Genomic DNA, 14,965 nt, shown 5'->3' with positions numbered 1-14,965 from the left:
TCCGTCAGTCCCGACCGCACCCGTGTGTGGTCCGGCGGTGTGCTGTTCGCGCCTACGCTACCGGGCACGCCGCATGCGGTTGGCCCGTAACGGTCACCTGATATACGACCGGTATCGCAATGTGCAGGAATGGACGTGAGCCGTGACCGGCGTCACTTCTTGCTGTCGAGAACCGCCTTCATCACGCTCTTCGCGATGGGGGCGGCGAGGCCGCCGCCGGAGATGTCGTCGCGGCTGGCGTTGCTGTCCTCGACGACGACCGCGACGGCGACCGGGGAGCCGTTGTCCGCCTTGGCGTACGAGATGAACCAGGCGTACGGGTTCTTGCTGTTGTTCTCGCCGTGCTGGGCGGTACCCGTCTTGCCGCCGACCGTCACGTTCGGGATACGCGCGTTCCTGCCGGTGCCCTCGTTGACGACCGTCTCCATCATGCTCTGGAGCTTCTGCGCGTTCTCCTGGCTGAGGGGGCGGCTCAGCTCCTCGGGCTCGGTCTTGTCGAGCACGTCCAGGGTCGGCGCCTCCAGCCGGTCGATCATGTACGGCTTCATCAGCTTGCCGTCATTGGCGATCGCGGCGGTGACCATGGCCATCTGGAGCGGGGTGGTACGGGTGTCGAACTGGCCGATCGAGGAGAGCGCGGTCTGGGAGTCGTTCAGCTCCTCGGGGAAGATCGAGGCGTCGGCGCGTACCGGGATGAACTGCTCCTGGTTGAAGCCGAACTTCTTCGCGGTCTCCAGCATCTTGTCCTTGCCGAGATCCGCGCCGAGCTTGCCGAAGACGGTGTTGCAGGAGACGCGCAGCGCGGTGCGCAGCGTGGCGTTCTCGCAGGGGATGTTGCCCTCGTTCTTCAGCGGGGTGGTCGTCCCGGGCATGATCCACGGCAGCGGGGTCTCGGTGTTCGCGTCGATGTCCGTGACCTTGCCGTGCTCCAGGGCGGCGGCCGCGGTGACCACCTTGAACGTGGAGCCGGGCGGGTAGGTCTGGCGCAGCGCCCGGTTGAGCATCGGGTCGGCGGGGTTGTTCTTCTTGTCCAGGCCGACCCAGGCCTTGGTGTCCTTGCTGCTGTTGCCGGCGAACGTGGCCGGGTCGTAGCTGGGAGTGGAGGCCAGCGCCAGGATCTTGCCCGTCTGCGGATCGATCGCCGCGACGGCGCCCTTCTTGTCGCCCAGGCCCTCGAAGGCGGCCTTCTGGGCGGCGCCGCTGAGGGTGGTGACGACGTTGCCGCCCTTCTTCTCCTTGCCGGTGAACATGCCCATGGTGCGGTCGAAGAAGAGCCGGTCGTCGTTGCCGGTGAGGATGCCGTCCTCGATCTTCTCGATCTGGTTGGCGTCGAAGGCCTGCGAGGCGTAGCCGGTGACGGGCGCCCACATGGGCCCGTTGGTGTACGTGCGCTTGTAGACGAAGTCGGTGTCGTCCGTCTTGACGGAACCGGTGATGGGCTTGCCGTCGACGATGATGTTGCCGCGCTCGTTGCTGTACCGCTCGATCAGGACGCGGCGGTTGTTCTTGTGCGAGTTCAGCTCATCGGCGCGGACGTACTGGAGCCAGTTGTCCCGGAGGAGGAGCGCGAGGACGAGCAGCCCGCAGAAGATCGCGATTCGGCGCAGGGGCTTGTTCACGGTCGGACCACCTGGGTCATCTCGGCGTCGGGTGAGGGAGCCGGGGCCGGCGCGGGTCGGCGCGCGGTGTCGCTGATACGGATCAGGATGCCGATCAGGGCCCAGTTGGCCAGCACGGACGAGCCGCCGGCCGCGACGAACGGCATGGTCATACCGGTCAGCGGGATGAGCCCCATGACGCCGCCGGCGACCACGAAGACCTGGATGGCGAAGGCGCTGGAGAGGCCGATGGCGAGGAGCTTGCCGAAGGGGTCGCGGGCGGCGAGTGCGGTACGTACGCCGCGCTCCACGATCAGCCCGTACAGCAGCAGGAACGCCATCGTGCCGGCGAGGCCGAGCTCCTCGCCGACGGTGGTGAGGATGAAGTCGGCGTTGGCGGCGAAGCCGATGAGGTCGGAGTTGCCCTGGCCGAGCCCCGTGCCGAGCGTGCCGCCGGAGCCGAAGGACAGCAGGGCGTCACCGATCTGCTGGCAGGCGCCGTCGGTCGCGTAACAGGAGAACGGGTCCTGCCAGGCGTTGACGCGGGCCTGGACGTGCGGTTCGAAGGTGGCGACACCGACGGCTCCGCCGACCGACATCAGCAGGCCGAAGACGATCCAGCTGGTCCGCTCGGTGGCGACGTAGAGCATGACCACGAAGAGGCCGAAGAAGAGCAGTGAGGTACCGAGGTCGGTCTCGAACACCAGGATGAGGATCGAGAGCGCCCAGATGCCGAGGATCGGTCCGAGGTCGCGTCCGCGGGGCAGGTAGAGGCCCATGAAGCGGCGGCTGGCGAGGGCCAGGGCATCGCGCTTGACCATCAGATAGCCGGAGAAGAAGATCGCGATGATGATCTTCGCGAACTCTCCGGGCTGGAGGTTGAAGCCGGCGATGCTGATCCAGATCTTGGCGCCGTTCCTGGCGGGGAAGAACATGGGCAGGATCAGCAGGAACAGCGCGACGGCCATCGAGATGTACGTGTAGCGCTGGAGGATGCGGTGATCCTTGAGGAGCAGCAGGACGGCCGCGAAGAGCGCGATGCCCATCGCCGAGTACATCAGCTGCTTCGTCGCGGACGGGCTGAAGACGCCGAAGCTGAGCTCGGCGAGCCGGATGAGCCGGGGTGACTGGTCGAGGCGCCAGATCAGCACCAGCCCGAGGCCGTTGAGCAGCGTCGCCAGAGGCAGCAGCAGCGGGTCGGCGTAGCGGGCGAATTTGCGCACCACGAGGTGGGCGACGCCGGCGAGCAGGCCGAGGCCGAGGCCGTAACCGAGCATGCCAGTGGGCACCTTGCCGTCGATCGCGAGCCCGACGTTCAGATACGCGAACACCGGGATGGCGACGGCGAAGGCGAGCAGGGCGAGCTCGGTGTTGCGGCGGCTCGGCGCTTCGATGGCGCCGATGGTGGTCGTGTTGGTGACTACGCTCATGGTGGTGAAGGGCCCCCTACGGCCGGCTCCTACTGCTTACCGCAGTTCGAGGCCACTTTCTGCTCCTCTTCCGAGAGGCTGGGGCCCGGACTCGGAGCGGCTGCTTTCGGCTTGGTGTCGGTGGTCTCCGCGGAGGTGTTCGTACCGGTCGTGCCGCCGGCCTCTCCTTCGCCGGTGATCACATTGGTCTCGCGGTCGGCCTGGCGGCGCTGTTCGTCCTTCTTGCAGGCCGACGCCTGGACGGCGAGCTCGTCGATCTTGTCGCGGCCACCGGTGAGGCTGCTCTCGGCGATGGTGGCCTCGACCTGCTTGCGCTGGTAGTCAGGAAGGTACTTGAGTTCGATGTCGGTTTCCTTCTCGATCTTCGAGAGGGAGACCCAGCCGAGATCCTGGCTGATACCCCGGTAGAGCGCGACGCGGTCCTTGTTGGCGCCGACGTAGTACTGCGTCTGCGTCCAGTAGTAGCCGCCGTACAGACCCCCGCCGGCGACGGCGAGCGCGAGGATGGCGTAGAAGGACGTCTTGAGCCAGCGGCGGCGCGGGCGGGGCTTGACGAACTCCTCGTCGTCGTAGGCCCCGAAGCCGCCTCCTGGCGGCATTCCGTCGTAGCCGGCGCTGTCGCCGCTGCCGGGCGGCCCGAAGCCGCCCCCGCCGGGCTGCGGCGGTACGGCGCGGCCGAGGCCGGCGGCGCGGCCCGCCGGGGTCTGCATCGCGGCCGCGTTCTCGGCGGAGCTGAGCGGGAGCTGGTTCTCGGCGACCGCCCCGACCACGACCGGGGTGTCGTTGAGCTGCCCGGCCAGGGTGTCGTTGGACTCGACGTCCAGGACGTCGGCCACGATGCAGGTGATGTTGTCGGGGCCGCCGCCGCGCAGCGCGAGCTGGATGAGCGCCTGGATGGTCTCCTGCGGGCCCTGGTAGCTGGCGAGCGTCTCCTCCATCGTCTGGTGGGAGACGACGCCGGAGAGGCCGTCGGAGCAGATCAGATAGCGGTCGCCGGCCCGGACTTCACGGATGGAGAGATCGGGCTCCACATGGTCGCCGCTGCCCAGCGCGCGCATCAGCAGGGAGCGCTGCGGGTGGGTGGTGGCCTCTTCCTCGGTGATCCGGCCCTCGTCGACCAGCCGCTGCACCCAGGTGTGGTCCTGGGTGATCTGGGTCAGTACGCCGTCGCGCAGGAGGTAGGCGCGGGAGTCGCCGACATGGACGAGGCCGAGGCGCTGGCCGGTCCAGAGAAGGGCGGTGAGCGTGGTGCCCATGCCCTCCAGCTGCGGGTCCTCCTCGACCATGACGCGCAGCTGGTCGTTGGCGCGCTGCACCGCCGTACCGAGCGAGGTGAGGATGTCCGACCCCGGCACGTCGTCGTCGAGCTGTACGAGGGTGGAGATCACCTCGGAGGAGGCGACCTCGCCCGCGGCCTGGCCGCCCATGCCGTCGGCGATGGCCAGCAGCCGGGGACCGGCGTAACCGGAATCCTCGTTGCCCTCCCGGATCATGCCTTTGTGCGATCCGGCGGCGAAGCGCAGAGACAGACTCATGCGCACCTCGCCCGTCGGCTCGCCGGTCGACTGTCGCGCCAGCCGGTCTCGAGCCACACTGCCCACCCTCCGGTCGGGAGTCGGCCGCGGTCCGCCGTCGGTACCGCCGCGGCTCGCTCGCTCCGCTCGCTCATTGTCGTACTACTTCCGCAGCTCGATGACGGTCTTGCCGATGCGGATCGGAGCGCCAAGCGCGATCGGTGTCGGGGTCGTGAGCCGGGTCCGGTCGAGATACGTGCCATTGGTGGAGCCGAGGTCCTCGACGATCCACTGGCCGTCGCGGTCCGGGTAGATCCTGGCATGCCTGCTGGACGCGTAGTCGTCGTCCAGCACGATCGTCGAGTCGTGCGCACGGCCCAGCGTGATGGTCTGCCCCTGGAGGGCCACCGTGGTGCCGGTGAGGCTGCCCTCGGACACGACGAGCTTGGTGGGGGCTCCCCGGCGCTGCCGGCCCCCCTGTTGCTGCTGCTGGCGCTGCTGGGGCGGCGCCGGTGTCTGGCGTGCCTGCTGCGGTCTGGCGTCGGCGTTGCGGCGGGAGCCGCGCTGCGTGACGCGTGTTCCGAACAGGTCGCTGCGGATGACCTGTACGGCCACGATCACGAACAGCCACAGAACGGCCAGGAAACCTAGCCGCATGACCGTCAGGGTCAGCTCTGACATTGCCCCCGCTTCACCCTTCGGCTTGCCGGTAAACGATGGTGGTGTTGCCCACGACGATCCGCGAGCCGTCGCGGAGCGTAGCGCGGGTGGTGTGCTGTCCGTCTACCACGATGCCGTTGGTCGACCCGAGGTCCTGGATGGTCGAGGGCGTTCCGGTCCGGATCTCGCAGTGCCTGCGCGATACACCGGGGTCGTCGATCCGTACATCCGCGTCGGTGCTGCGGCCGAGGACGAGCGTCGCGCGGGAGATCTGGTGGCGGGTGCCGTTGATCTCGATCCAGCGGCGTACCTGGCCGTGCGACGACGCGCCGGGGCCGGGGGCCGGGGGCCGGTTCGCCGCGGCTGCGTGGCCGCCGCCGGGTGGCGGAGCCGCCGGCATGGGAGGGACCGCGGCGGGCGGGTACCCGTAACCGCCCGGAGCGCCCCCCGGAGCGCCACCCTGCGGGGAGGCGGGCACCGGGTGGCCCGCGTGACCCGAGTGGCCTGCGGGACCGCGCTCGGGCGCCTGGGACGTGCTGGACGCCAGCGTGCGGCTGCGGACACGGTACAGGCCGGTGTCGAGATCCTCGGCCTTCTCCAGATGGACCTTGATCGGGCCCATGAAGGTGTAGCGCTGCTGCTTGGCGTAGTCGCGGACGAGCCCGGACAGCTCGTCGCCGAGCTGTCCCGAGTACGGGCTGAGGCGCTCGTAGTCGGGCGTGCTCAGCTCCACGATGAAGTCATTGGGGACGACCGTCCGCTCGCGGTTCCAGATCGTCGCGTTGTTGTCGCATTCGCGCTGGAGGGCACCCGCGATCTCGACGGGCTGGACCTCGGACTTGAACACCTTCGCGAAGGTGCCATTGACCAAACCTTCGAGACGCTGTTCGAAACGCTTCATGACTCCCATGGGGCACCTCCTCCGTAGTGGCCGTCCTGGTACTGCTTACTGATCGTATCCACGCGTCGGGAAATCGGCTGGTTCCCCTTGTCTGCCCCGTCGATGAGTGTCACCTCTCACACGGATCGTAGAGGCGGCCTGACGCCAGTGTCCCGCACCCGGGGTGCACTCAGGGGGAGTGGGGGGCGACCGCTGTCGGTTCCCTGTTCCGCGGCGGGGTCGTCGAAACAAACGGATGTGAACCCACCCTCCGCACCGTGCTAATCTTCTCGATGTCGCCAGGAGCACACACCAGCAGGTGAGGCACCCAACGACACACCCAATGCGCGGGTGGCGGAATAGGCAGACGCGCTGGATTCAGGTTCCAGTGCCCGAAAGGGCGTGGGGGTTCAACTCCCCCCTCGCGCACAGAGAAGCACCGACGGAAGGTGCCTCTGGACAGTGACGAAAGTCGCTGGACAGGGGCACCTTTCTCGTGTCATGGGCCGGGCCGCCGGGGAGGTCGGGGTGGGTACGGTGGCCCGCGTCCGGGCCGTGGGCAGGGGCCGCCGGGGAGTTCCGGGCGGGGCTGGGTTCCGGTCCTTTTCATGTGAGGTTTCAGACGGAGCTCTCCGGCGCTGGCCGGGGCGACCCTCGGCCCGGCGTGAGACGGTCTGCGGCGCGGGGGCGCGGTCAGGCGGCGCGGCCACCGCGGGCCCCGTCGCGGTACTCGGTGGGGCGGACGCCCAGGGTGCGTTTGAAGGCGACGCTCAGGGCGTACGAGCTGGAGTAGCCGACCTGGCGTGCGACGGCGGCGACGGTGGCGTCGGTGGTCGCCAACAGGTCCGCGGCCTGGCAGACGCGCCACTCGGCCAGGTAGGCCATCGGCGGGCGGTCGACGAGACGGGTGAAGCGCTCCGCGAAGGCGGCCCGTGACACCCCGGCCCGCGCGGCCAGTAGGGCCACGGTCCATGGGCGCGCCGGAGCCTCGTGGATGGCCCGGAGGGCCCGGCCGACCACCGGGTCGCCGTGCGCGCGGTACCACGCGGGGGCGTCGGTCGTCGGGAGCTTGAACCATTCGCGCAGGCTGGAGACGAGCAGGAGATCGAGCAGCCGGTCGAGGATGACGTCGCGTCCGGGGGCGTCCTCGTCGATCTCGGCGGAGATCATGTCCAGGGTGGGGCAGCGGCCGGGCAGTGCGGGAATCCGGGCGACCCGCGGCAGTGAGTCGAGCACCCGCCCTCCCAGCCGGCCATGGACCCGGTAGGCGACCTTGAGCAGAACTGTGGATTCGCCGGGGTGGCCGGTGGGGCGGCACATCGGCAGCTCCCCGTCGAGTGGGTCTCCGTCGGGCGCCGTACAGGAACCGGACGCGCCCAGCACGGCCATGGGCGCGGTGGTCGGCGCGTCGGCGACGGTGAAGGGATCGGGGCCGATCACGAGGGCCACGTCCCCCGTGCGCAGCGGGACGGCGTCGCCGTGCTCCGGCACCGCCCATGCCTCACCGCTGAGCATGGTCAATAGGGTCAGCGGCGCCGCCTCCGCGAACCGCAGCGACCATGGCGCGCTGACGACCGTCTGGTCGAACAGCGCTCCGGAGGGGCGGATGTCCTGCAACAGGCTCGACAAGGCGTCTCCCATGCCGGGCAGCCTAGGGCGTGCCCGGCGGAACAGGTCTGGACGTACGAACATCGAATCCAGACACTCGACCATCGCCCGTCCAGCTGTCCGGCAGTTGACTGACCAACATGTCTAGCTCTTCACGTACGTCTTCACGTACGTCTTCACGCATGACTTCAGGTTCGGATTCGGATTCGGCGAGTCGCGTCGCGTCGAGTTCGGCGTCACCGGGGTCGCCGGGGGCGCCGATCCTGGTGACCGGCGGTACGGGCAAGACGGGGCGCCGTGTGGCCGCCCTGCTGGAACGGCGTGGCCTGCCCGCGCGGATCGCCTCCCGCTCGGGTCCGGTGCGGTTCGACTGGGCGGACGAGTCGACCTGGCGGCCCGCCCTGACCGGCGTTCGCGGTGTCTACCTGGTCGACTCGCAGACCGACCGCGCCGCCGCCGAGGTGCGCGCCTTCACCGCGGTCGCCGCCGAACTCGGCGTGGAGCGCCTCGTCCTGCTGTCGGCCCGGGTCTGGGCCGAGGCGGGCGACCCGTTCGGGCTCGCCACCGAGGCCGCGGTGCGGGAGGCCGCCGCGTACTGGACGATCCTGCGGCCCTCCTGGTTCGCGCAGAACTTCGCCGAGGAACCGCTCATCGCCGACGCGATCGGCCGGGGGAACTTACGTCTTCCGACCGGTGAAGGGCGCGAACCGTTCGTCGACGCCGAGGACATCGCGGAAGTGGCCGTCGCCGCGCTGACCGGTGACGGCCATGCGGGGGAGACATATGAGCTGTCGGGACCACGGGCGCTGACGTGGGGCGAGGCCACCGCGGAGATCGCCCGTGCGACCGGCCGCGCCATTCGCTTCACACCGGTCGAGGACGAGCGGTATCGCGCCGAACTCGCCGCATCCGGCTGCCCGGACGACTACGCCGAGATCACCTCCGCCCTGTATGCCCATATTCGGCAGGGGCGCGGCGCGGCGCTGTCCGACGGAGTGCGCCGCGCGCTCGGCCGCGAGCCGACCGACTTCTCCGACTACGCCCGGCGGCTCGCTTCCGGGTACGCCCGGCACCTCGGGGAGTCGGACCTTGGGGAGTCGGACCTCGTGAGGTCGGCCGATGCCTAGCCGTGTCCGTGTCCGTATCGGCATCCGCCGCCCCTGGCTCGGCTTGGCTGTTCTTCTGCTGCCGACCATGCTCATGACCGTCGATCTGGGGGTGCTGTGGCTGGCGACGCCCCCGTTGGCCGCCGATCTCGGGGCGTCCAGCACCGAACTGCTGTGGATCAACGACGCGTACGGCTTCGCCATCGCCTCCTCGCTGGTCCTGGCGGGCAACCTCGGCGACCGGTACGGGCACCGCCGACTCCTGCTGCTCGGCATCACGGCCTTCACGCTCGCCTCGATGCTGGCCGCCTACGCCCCCGGCCCGGGCGTGCTGATCGCGGCCCGGGCGATCCTCGGCGCGGCGGGTGCGGCCATCCTCCCGGCGACCCTGTCGCTCATCAGCCAGATGTTCACCGACCCGATACGACGGGCGCGGGCCATCGCCCTGTGGGTCACGGCCCTGTCGAGCGGTGTCGCCATCGGGCCCGTGGTCAGCGGAGTCATGCTGGAGCACTTCTGGTGGGGTTCGGTGTTCCTGGTCGCCGTACCCGTCATGGCGGCCGTACTGGTCGCCGTATCGCTGCTGGTACCCGGGTACGCCGACTCCGCTGCGGGACGCCTCGACTGGGTCGGTGCCCTGCTGCTCCTGCTGACGCTGCTCCCGATCGTCTACGGGATCAAGAGCCTGGGCGAGCACGGCCTCACCCCGACGGCCTTCGCGGCTCCGGCTGTCGGACTGGCCTTCGGAGTGCTTTTCTTCCGCCGCCAACGTGGTGCCGCGGCGCCGCTGTTGGACGTGCGGCTGTTCGCCGACCGCACCTTCACGTCCGCCTTGGTGCTGATGTTCCTCGGCCTGGCCGCGATGAACGGCGTGGAGTACCTGATGCCGCAGTACTTCCAACTCGTCGCCGGCCTGTCCCCGATCCAGGTCGGACTGCTCATGGTGCTTCCCGCCGTCGGTCTGGCCATCGGGTCCCAATTGACCCCCGTGCTGGTCCGTCGGGTACGGCCCGCATACGTGATCGCCGCGGGCGCGGCGCTGGCCGCCATGGCCTTCTCGGTGCTGGCCATGCTCCCCGCCGACGGTTCCGGGGCGGCCCGGGCGGCCGGCGCGGCGACCGTCATGATGCTGGGCCTGGCCCCGATCACCGTGCTCGGCACCGGCATCGCCGCCTCGGCCGCCCCGCCGGGCAAGAGCGGCCAGGCCACCTCGGCCGGGCAGACCGCCTACGAACTCGGCCTCGCCTTCGGTATCGCCGCCACCGGCAGCGTCACGGCCACGGTCTACCGGGACCAGGTGCATGCCAACGCTCCGGCGGATGTGCCCACCGATGTGGTGGCCCGCTCGGCCGACAGTCTCGGTGGTGGTCTGGCCGTCGCCGAGCGTCTCCCCGGCGCGCTGGGGGAGTCGATGGTCACGGCGGTGCACACCGCGTTCACGTCCGGGCTGCGTGCCGCCGCGATCGCCGGCGGCGCCCTGTCCGTCGTCCTGCTCGCGCTCGCGCTGCTGCTCCTGCGGCGCGTCGCGCGCACCGGTTCCCGGGCGCAGGAAGCGGAACGAGAGCTTGTCTAGGCAGCGGCTCTGTGGGGCGTAGGGGCTTTGTGGGGCCCGGATGTGAGACATGCCTCCCGCGGGAGGGGATCCCGTGGGAGGCATGTCTCAGCGCGCGCTGTGTGAGCACGGTGAGCTGTGCGAGTTGCGTGAGCGCTGTGCGCATGGGTGATGCGCGCGGGCGGGGGCTGGGCGCTTGAGGGGTGTGCGCTCAGGCGGCGAGGCGGGCCGCCAGCGCCTTGCCCTTCTGCTGGGCCTCTTCCTCCGCCTTGGCGCGGGACGCCTCGGCGAGCGGGATGAGGTCGGCCATGCCCGGGTTGGTGTGCGCCAGGGTCAGCTCGGGGACGATGAAGTCGATCTGGGTGGTGCCGAACATGTTCGCCAGCACCTTCTCCAGGTAGTTCTGGACGAACTCGCAGTCCTCGCGCGGGGTGCCGGCCGCGTACGAGCCGCCGCGGCTGGCGACGATCGTGAACGGGGTGGCGGCCAGCGGGGTGTCGGGACGGCCCGCGTTGTGGCCGACGATGATCACCTGGTCGAGCCATGCCTTCAGGCTGGACGGGATCGTGAAGTTGTACATCGGCGCGCCGATCAGTACGGCGTCCGCCTCGGCCAGTTCGGCGGCGAGTTCCGCGCGCAGCGCGTCGTCCGCGCCCGCGGCGGCGGCGCTGACGGTCAGATGGGGCAGCGGGGCGGCGGCGAGGTCGCGGTAGATGACCTTGCCGTCGGGGTGCTGCTCCCGCCAGGACCGGACGAAGGCGGCGGTGATGTCGCGCGAGGCGGAGCCTTCGGGGAAGACGGCGGAGTCGATGTGCAGAAGCGTGGCCATGGCGGTCTCCATGAGGGGTGGCGTAGGACGGCGAACGGACGGAACTTCCGTTCGCTCCTATGAATAACACAGTTGCTTACTTTTTTTCATCCCTCCTCGTGAAGCCAGTACCCTATGTGTATGGCGGACCACAGTGAGGACGCGTGCAAGAAGGTTGACGTGAGCATCACGCGCGTCTTCGAGCTGCTCGGCAAGCGGTGGACCGGGCCGATCATCTCCGTACTGATGGAACGAGCGGTCTACTTCGCGGAGCTGCGCCGGGCGATCCCCGGTATCAGCGAGCGCATGCTCTCGGACCGGCTCACGGAGCTGGGCGCGGCGGGACTGGTCGTGCGCGAGGTCGATGAGGGGCCGCCGCTGCGGGTCTCGTACCGGCTGACGAAGGCGGGGGCGGCGATGGAACCCGCGCTGAAGGAGCTGTCACGGTGGGCCGAATCCCATCTGGCGGACGTCTCGGAGGGCGGCTGCTAGACCAGGACCTGGACGGCCCGTCAGGGCCGGTGCCGAGGGCCTGTGTTCAGGATCTGTGCCCAGGCTAGTGCCCAGGGCTTGTGCCCGGGGCCTGTGCCTGGGCCGTCATGCGAGCGGACCGGCGTTGTCCACAGGTCGTTGTGGGTGGTCGCGGAGGGTCGCGGGCGGTCGCGGGTGGTTATCCACAGGGGGAGACGGCGGTCGGGCCCGGGGGTACCGTCGTGTGCGGTTGATCTCGCACGAGCACGAGCACGGGGGAGGCGGCACGCCATGGGCGATGTCGGGTCGGCGGTGGAGAAACCGCGCGCGGTTTCAGGGGGCTCCGCGGGCTCCGGGGTGGAGCGCATGCCGGTGGTGCCGGGATTCGCGCCGCGTACGGCCGTGGACGGGGCGAAGACGCCCAAGGGCCGGGGGAAGGCGCTGCGGGACCGGGTGCCGCGGTCCGCGCACGACTCGGTGGTGTTCACGGCGGGGCGGCCCGACGCGGTGCGTGCCGTCGAGGAGTCGAGCCGGGGCCGGGTGCCCGAGCTGGCGCCGCTACGGGTGGGGCGGATGGCCGCGACGCCGTTCGCCTTTCTGCGGGGCTCCGCCGGGCTGATGGCCCACGATCTGACGGGCACGCCGGTCACCGGGGTAGGCGCGCAGATCTGCGGGGACGCGCACGCGGCGAACTTCGGTCTGTACGGGGACGCGAGTGGCCGGCTCGTCATCGACCTCAATGACTTCGACGAGACCGTGGTCGGCCCCTGGGAGTGGGACGTCAAGCGGCTCGCCACGTCACTGGTGCTGGCCGGCCGTGAGGCGGGCGCGGACGAGGACACCTGCAAGCAGGGGGCGCACGACGCGGTGGGCGCCTACCGGCGCACGATGCAGCTGCTGGCGAAGCTCCCCGCGCTCGACGCGTGGAACGCCATCGCGGACGAGGAGCTGGTCTCGCACGCGGACGCGCGCGATCTCGCCGGCACGCTGGAGCGCGTCTCGGAGAAGGCGCGCAACAACACGAGCGCGCGGTTCGCGGCCAGGTCCACCGAGACGGTGCCCGACGGGGGCGTAGCCGGTGGCGGGGGCGTGCGGCGGCGGTTCGTGGACGCGCCGCCCGTCCTGCGGCGGGTGTCCGACGAGGAGGCCGCGGCGGTCGCCGCCTCGCTGGAGGAATATCTGGGCACGCTCTCGGAGGACCGGCTGCCGCTGCTCGCGCGCTACGCGATCCACGATGTGGCGTTCCGGGTGGTCGGCACCGGGAGCGTCGGTACGCGGTCGTATGTGGTGCTGCTCCTCGACCACCGGGGCGAGCCGCTGGTGCTCCAGGTGAAGGAGGCTCGGGCCTCCGCCCTGCTGCCCCATCTGCCGGCCGTCGGATTCCAGGCGCCAGAGGTGGTGCACGAGGGGCGCCGGGTGGTGCTCGGGCAGAAGCGGATGCAGGTGGTCAGCGACAGCCTCACAACGACTACGGCACATAGGTGCGCCTGACCAGCGAAAACCCCGACCGGCAGAGTGTTTGCGGACAGACAGCCGATCGGGGCAAGCCCAGGGTATGCCGAAGCCCCGTCCGCGCGCCACGGGGGGAGACGCTACGAACGGGGCTTCTCAACCTCACTGCCGGCGGTGCTGTGACCGGTCGTGAGGGGCTTTAGGCAGCCGCGCCACGGGCCACTATGAGCGCCACAACGGCCACCCATGCGACCCATGCAAGAACGGCCATTAACCGGCTCATGAGGGACTGAGACTGTCGGGGGACGCTGTCCATTCACAGCCCCCGCCTTCGGGCCACACGAACGCCGTTGCGACCGGCCTACGGTCATACGGTGGCGCTGCGGGATCAACCCACTTCGGGTCAATCTCCCGAAGAATGCCGATCCTGTGTCCGTCAGTCACGAGCTGACCAATGAACGACTTCGTCACCATCACGCCACCTGCCTTCGCTCGCATGTGACGCATGGTGGGAAGACGTACGGCGGACGCGGAGAACCCGGGGGCAGGTAGACCACGCCCGACTTCACGTCCAGCGCTCCCCCGTACTCCGTCCACCACCCGTCAGGAGAGTTCGCGTACGGGCTGTCCGGGTCGTCAAGGAGCGTTATCAGCTCAGGCTCAGGTAAGGCGCTTACACGGGCGCTCAGCCGTCTTGCCGGGGCGGTCATCCGACCGAAGCCCCTTCGGCCACCCATACCTTGACGCGCGAGAGCTTCGGTTCCGTGTGCGGGTGGTTGTTGATCTCAATCAACAAGTCCCGGTCGTGTAGGTCGTCCCACTGTTTGGCGAGAGCGCCACACACGTCACAACCCTCAGCCACGGTTACCCGGATCTCCGGCTGACGGTACGACACGATCTCTCGTGGGGCCGTTGACAAGTGCGCCACCTTCTCTCGCTCAGGGAACGGGGAAGGTAGGCGACGACATGGGGGGATAGTCCTCCCCGTGCCGTACAGCGACCTTCCCCGCGTCTTCACGCGGTCCGCTGTGGTCATGTTGTTTTGTCCTCACTCCGGCGTTAGTTGATCATCCGTCAGGAGTGGTGCAGTTTTTAGGCTACGCCTACGAAACGCTTTCGTCTGCCGTTTCGTCACGGGTCGTTGACTCGTCGTCAGCGAGATAGTACGTAGTGCGACCCACGGTCACCGCCGTTGCGCCTTCCCTGATCCGCTGGGCAGCGCGCTCAAAGTCCCCCGCGCGTTCCTTGTTGTCTCGCGCCACCCGTTCCCACATGGCGCACTTGCCTTCGAGCTTGGCAAGGATCGCTTGCGTGTCCGTGAACCGTCGCATTTTCGGTCCGCCCATGCCTGTCATGAAGTCGTCGTCATCCATGAGTTGAGGGTACGCAGAAGCCCCCGCACCGACCACCATGAAGGCAGTCAGCACGGGGGCTCAGTGGGTTACTTGCAGAACGACGACTTGACCGCTTCCACGATCTTCGCTCCCTGAGCGTCCGTGAGCTGTCCGGCCGTTCCCCCGCTGTACCGATAGTTGGCGTTGCTTGCCATGGTTGCCGCGTCCTTGCCGGCCTTGACGTCCTGACAGACGTTCCGGGCTCGTCTGACGGCTCGTTCTTCGTCCGCTGCAAGCTCCGGCTTGATGTTGCCCAGCGCGGTCACGAGCGCCTTCGTCTGTGCAGCATCCGGGGCAGGTACCGGGTCGGTCACGGGTGCGGCAGAAGTCTTCACGGGCGCTGTGGCTGTGTCGTCTCCACTGCCCCCGCATCCGGCAAGCGCGAAGACTGCAACGGCGGCAAGTGTGGGCATGGTGTAGCGCATGGTTCCCCCCATGTATGGCGTGTACAGGAATCGTGAACGCTAGCCCATGGGTACGACAAAGCCCCCG

12 protein-coding genes, 1 tRNA gene and 1 pseudogene are annotated in these 14,965 nt (G+C 69.3%); 5 read left to right on the top strand and 9 right to left on the bottom strand.

The annotated features are described in order from the left end of the window. Positions 1–152: 152 nt before the first annotated feature. From AB0M67_RS08115 to AB0M67_RS08095, 5 genes are all read right to left on the bottom strand, one after another. Entirely contained in the window at positions 153–1,619 is a 1,467-nt protein-coding gene (locus tag AB0M67_RS08115; protein ID WP_365743894.1) for a penicillin-binding transpeptidase domain-containing protein, read from the bottom strand. After that, a complete protein-coding gene (locus AB0M67_RS08110; RefSeq protein ID WP_365743893.1) occupies positions 1,616–3,028 on the bottom strand; it encodes an FtsW/RodA/SpoVE family cell cycle protein in 1,413 nt (470 codons plus the stop codon). Before AB0M67_RS08110 ends, AB0M67_RS08115 begins: the two co-directional genes overlap by 4 nt. Positions 3,029–3,057: 29 nt before the next feature. Next, positions 3,058–4,563 carry a Stp1/IreP family PP2C-type Ser/Thr phosphatase gene (locus tag AB0M67_RS08105; RefSeq protein ID WP_365743891.1) on the bottom strand — a complete coding sequence of 502 codons (1,506 nt, stop codon included), beginning with the start codon at positions 4,561–4,563 and terminating at the stop codon, positions 3,058–3,060. A gap of 141 nt (positions 4,564–4,704) precedes the next feature. Then, the gene (locus AB0M67_RS08100) at positions 4,705–5,223 is read right to left on the bottom strand and encodes an FHA domain-containing protein (RefSeq protein WP_365743889.1); all 519 of its coding nucleotides are present in this window, start codon (positions 5,221–5,223) and stop codon (positions 4,705–4,707) included. Between the two features lie 10 nt (positions 5,224–5,233). Beyond that, on the bottom strand, positions 5,234–6,112 hold the full coding sequence (locus tag AB0M67_RS08095) for a DUF3662 and FHA domain-containing protein (protein ID WP_365743887.1): 879 nt from the start codon (positions 6,110–6,112) through the stop codon (positions 5,234–5,236). A gap of 315 nt (positions 6,113–6,427) precedes the next feature. Between AB0M67_RS08095 and AB0M67_RS08090 the strand changes: the two genes are divergently transcribed. After that, a tRNA-Leu gene (locus AB0M67_RS08090) sits at positions 6,428–6,511 on the top strand. A gap of 264 nt (positions 6,512–6,775) precedes the next feature. On the opposite strand, the gene AB0M67_RS08085 is transcribed toward AB0M67_RS08090, so the two are convergent. Next, positions 6,776–7,723: an AraC family transcriptional regulator gene (locus tag AB0M67_RS08085; RefSeq protein ID WP_365743886.1), complete on the bottom strand. Its 948-nt coding sequence runs from the start codon at positions 7,721–7,723 to the stop codon at positions 6,776–6,778. Between the two features lie 233 nt (positions 7,724–7,956). Between AB0M67_RS08085 and AB0M67_RS08080 the strand changes: the two genes are divergently transcribed. Beyond that, positions 7,957–8,817 (top strand): NAD(P)H-binding protein, encoded by an 861-nt coding sequence (locus tag AB0M67_RS08080; protein ID WP_365743884.1) that lies wholly within the window; start codon positions 7,957–7,959, stop codon positions 8,815–8,817. After that, complete coding sequence (locus AB0M67_RS08075; protein WP_365743882.1) at positions 8,810–10,369, top strand: MFS transporter; 1,560 nt, start codon at positions 8,810–8,812, stop codon at positions 10,367–10,369. Before AB0M67_RS08080 ends, AB0M67_RS08075 begins: the two co-directional genes overlap by 8 nt. Before the next feature lie 190 nt (positions 10,370–10,559). Here AB0M67_RS08075 and AB0M67_RS08070 read toward each other — a convergent pair whose 3' ends face one another. Further along, positions 10,560–11,177, bottom strand: a complete 618-nt coding sequence (locus tag AB0M67_RS08070) for an NAD(P)H-dependent oxidoreductase (protein ID WP_365743881.1) — start codon at positions 11,175–11,177, stop codon at positions 10,560–10,562. Positions 11,178–11,297: 120 nt separating this feature from the next. On the opposite strand from AB0M67_RS08070, the gene AB0M67_RS08065 reads away from it, so the two are divergent. Then, positions 11,298–11,648, top strand: coding sequence for a helix-turn-helix domain-containing protein (locus tag AB0M67_RS08065; RefSeq protein WP_365743879.1), 351 nt, complete (start codon positions 11,298–11,300; stop codon positions 11,646–11,648). 345 nt (positions 11,649–11,993) lie between these two features. After that, positions 11,994–13,088, top strand: a pseudogene (locus AB0M67_RS08060) (DUF2252 domain-containing protein); the annotation flags it as partial. A 1,094-nt stretch (positions 13,089–14,182) separates the two neighbouring features. On the opposite strand, the gene AB0M67_RS08055 reads toward AB0M67_RS08060, so the two are convergent. Together AB0M67_RS08055 and AB0M67_RS08050 are read right to left on the bottom strand one after the other, a co-directional pair. Further along, positions 14,183–14,452: a hypothetical protein gene (locus AB0M67_RS08055; RefSeq protein ID WP_365743877.1), complete on the bottom strand. Its 270-nt coding sequence runs from the start codon at positions 14,450–14,452 to the stop codon at positions 14,183–14,185. Positions 14,453–14,520: 68 nt separating this feature from the next. Next, positions 14,521–14,898: a DUF732 domain-containing protein gene (locus AB0M67_RS08050; RefSeq protein WP_365743875.1), complete on the bottom strand. Its 378-nt coding sequence runs from the start codon at positions 14,896–14,898 to the stop codon at positions 14,521–14,523. Positions 14,899–14,965 lie beyond the last annotated feature (67 nt).

Origin of the sequence: Streptomyces sp. NPDC051662, assembly GCF_040681655.1 — a bacterium.
Classification (GTDB): Bacteria; Actinomycetota; Actinomycetes; order Streptomycetales; family Streptomycetaceae; genus Streptomyces.
This window is presented reverse-complemented; position numbering and strand designations above follow the sequence as displayed.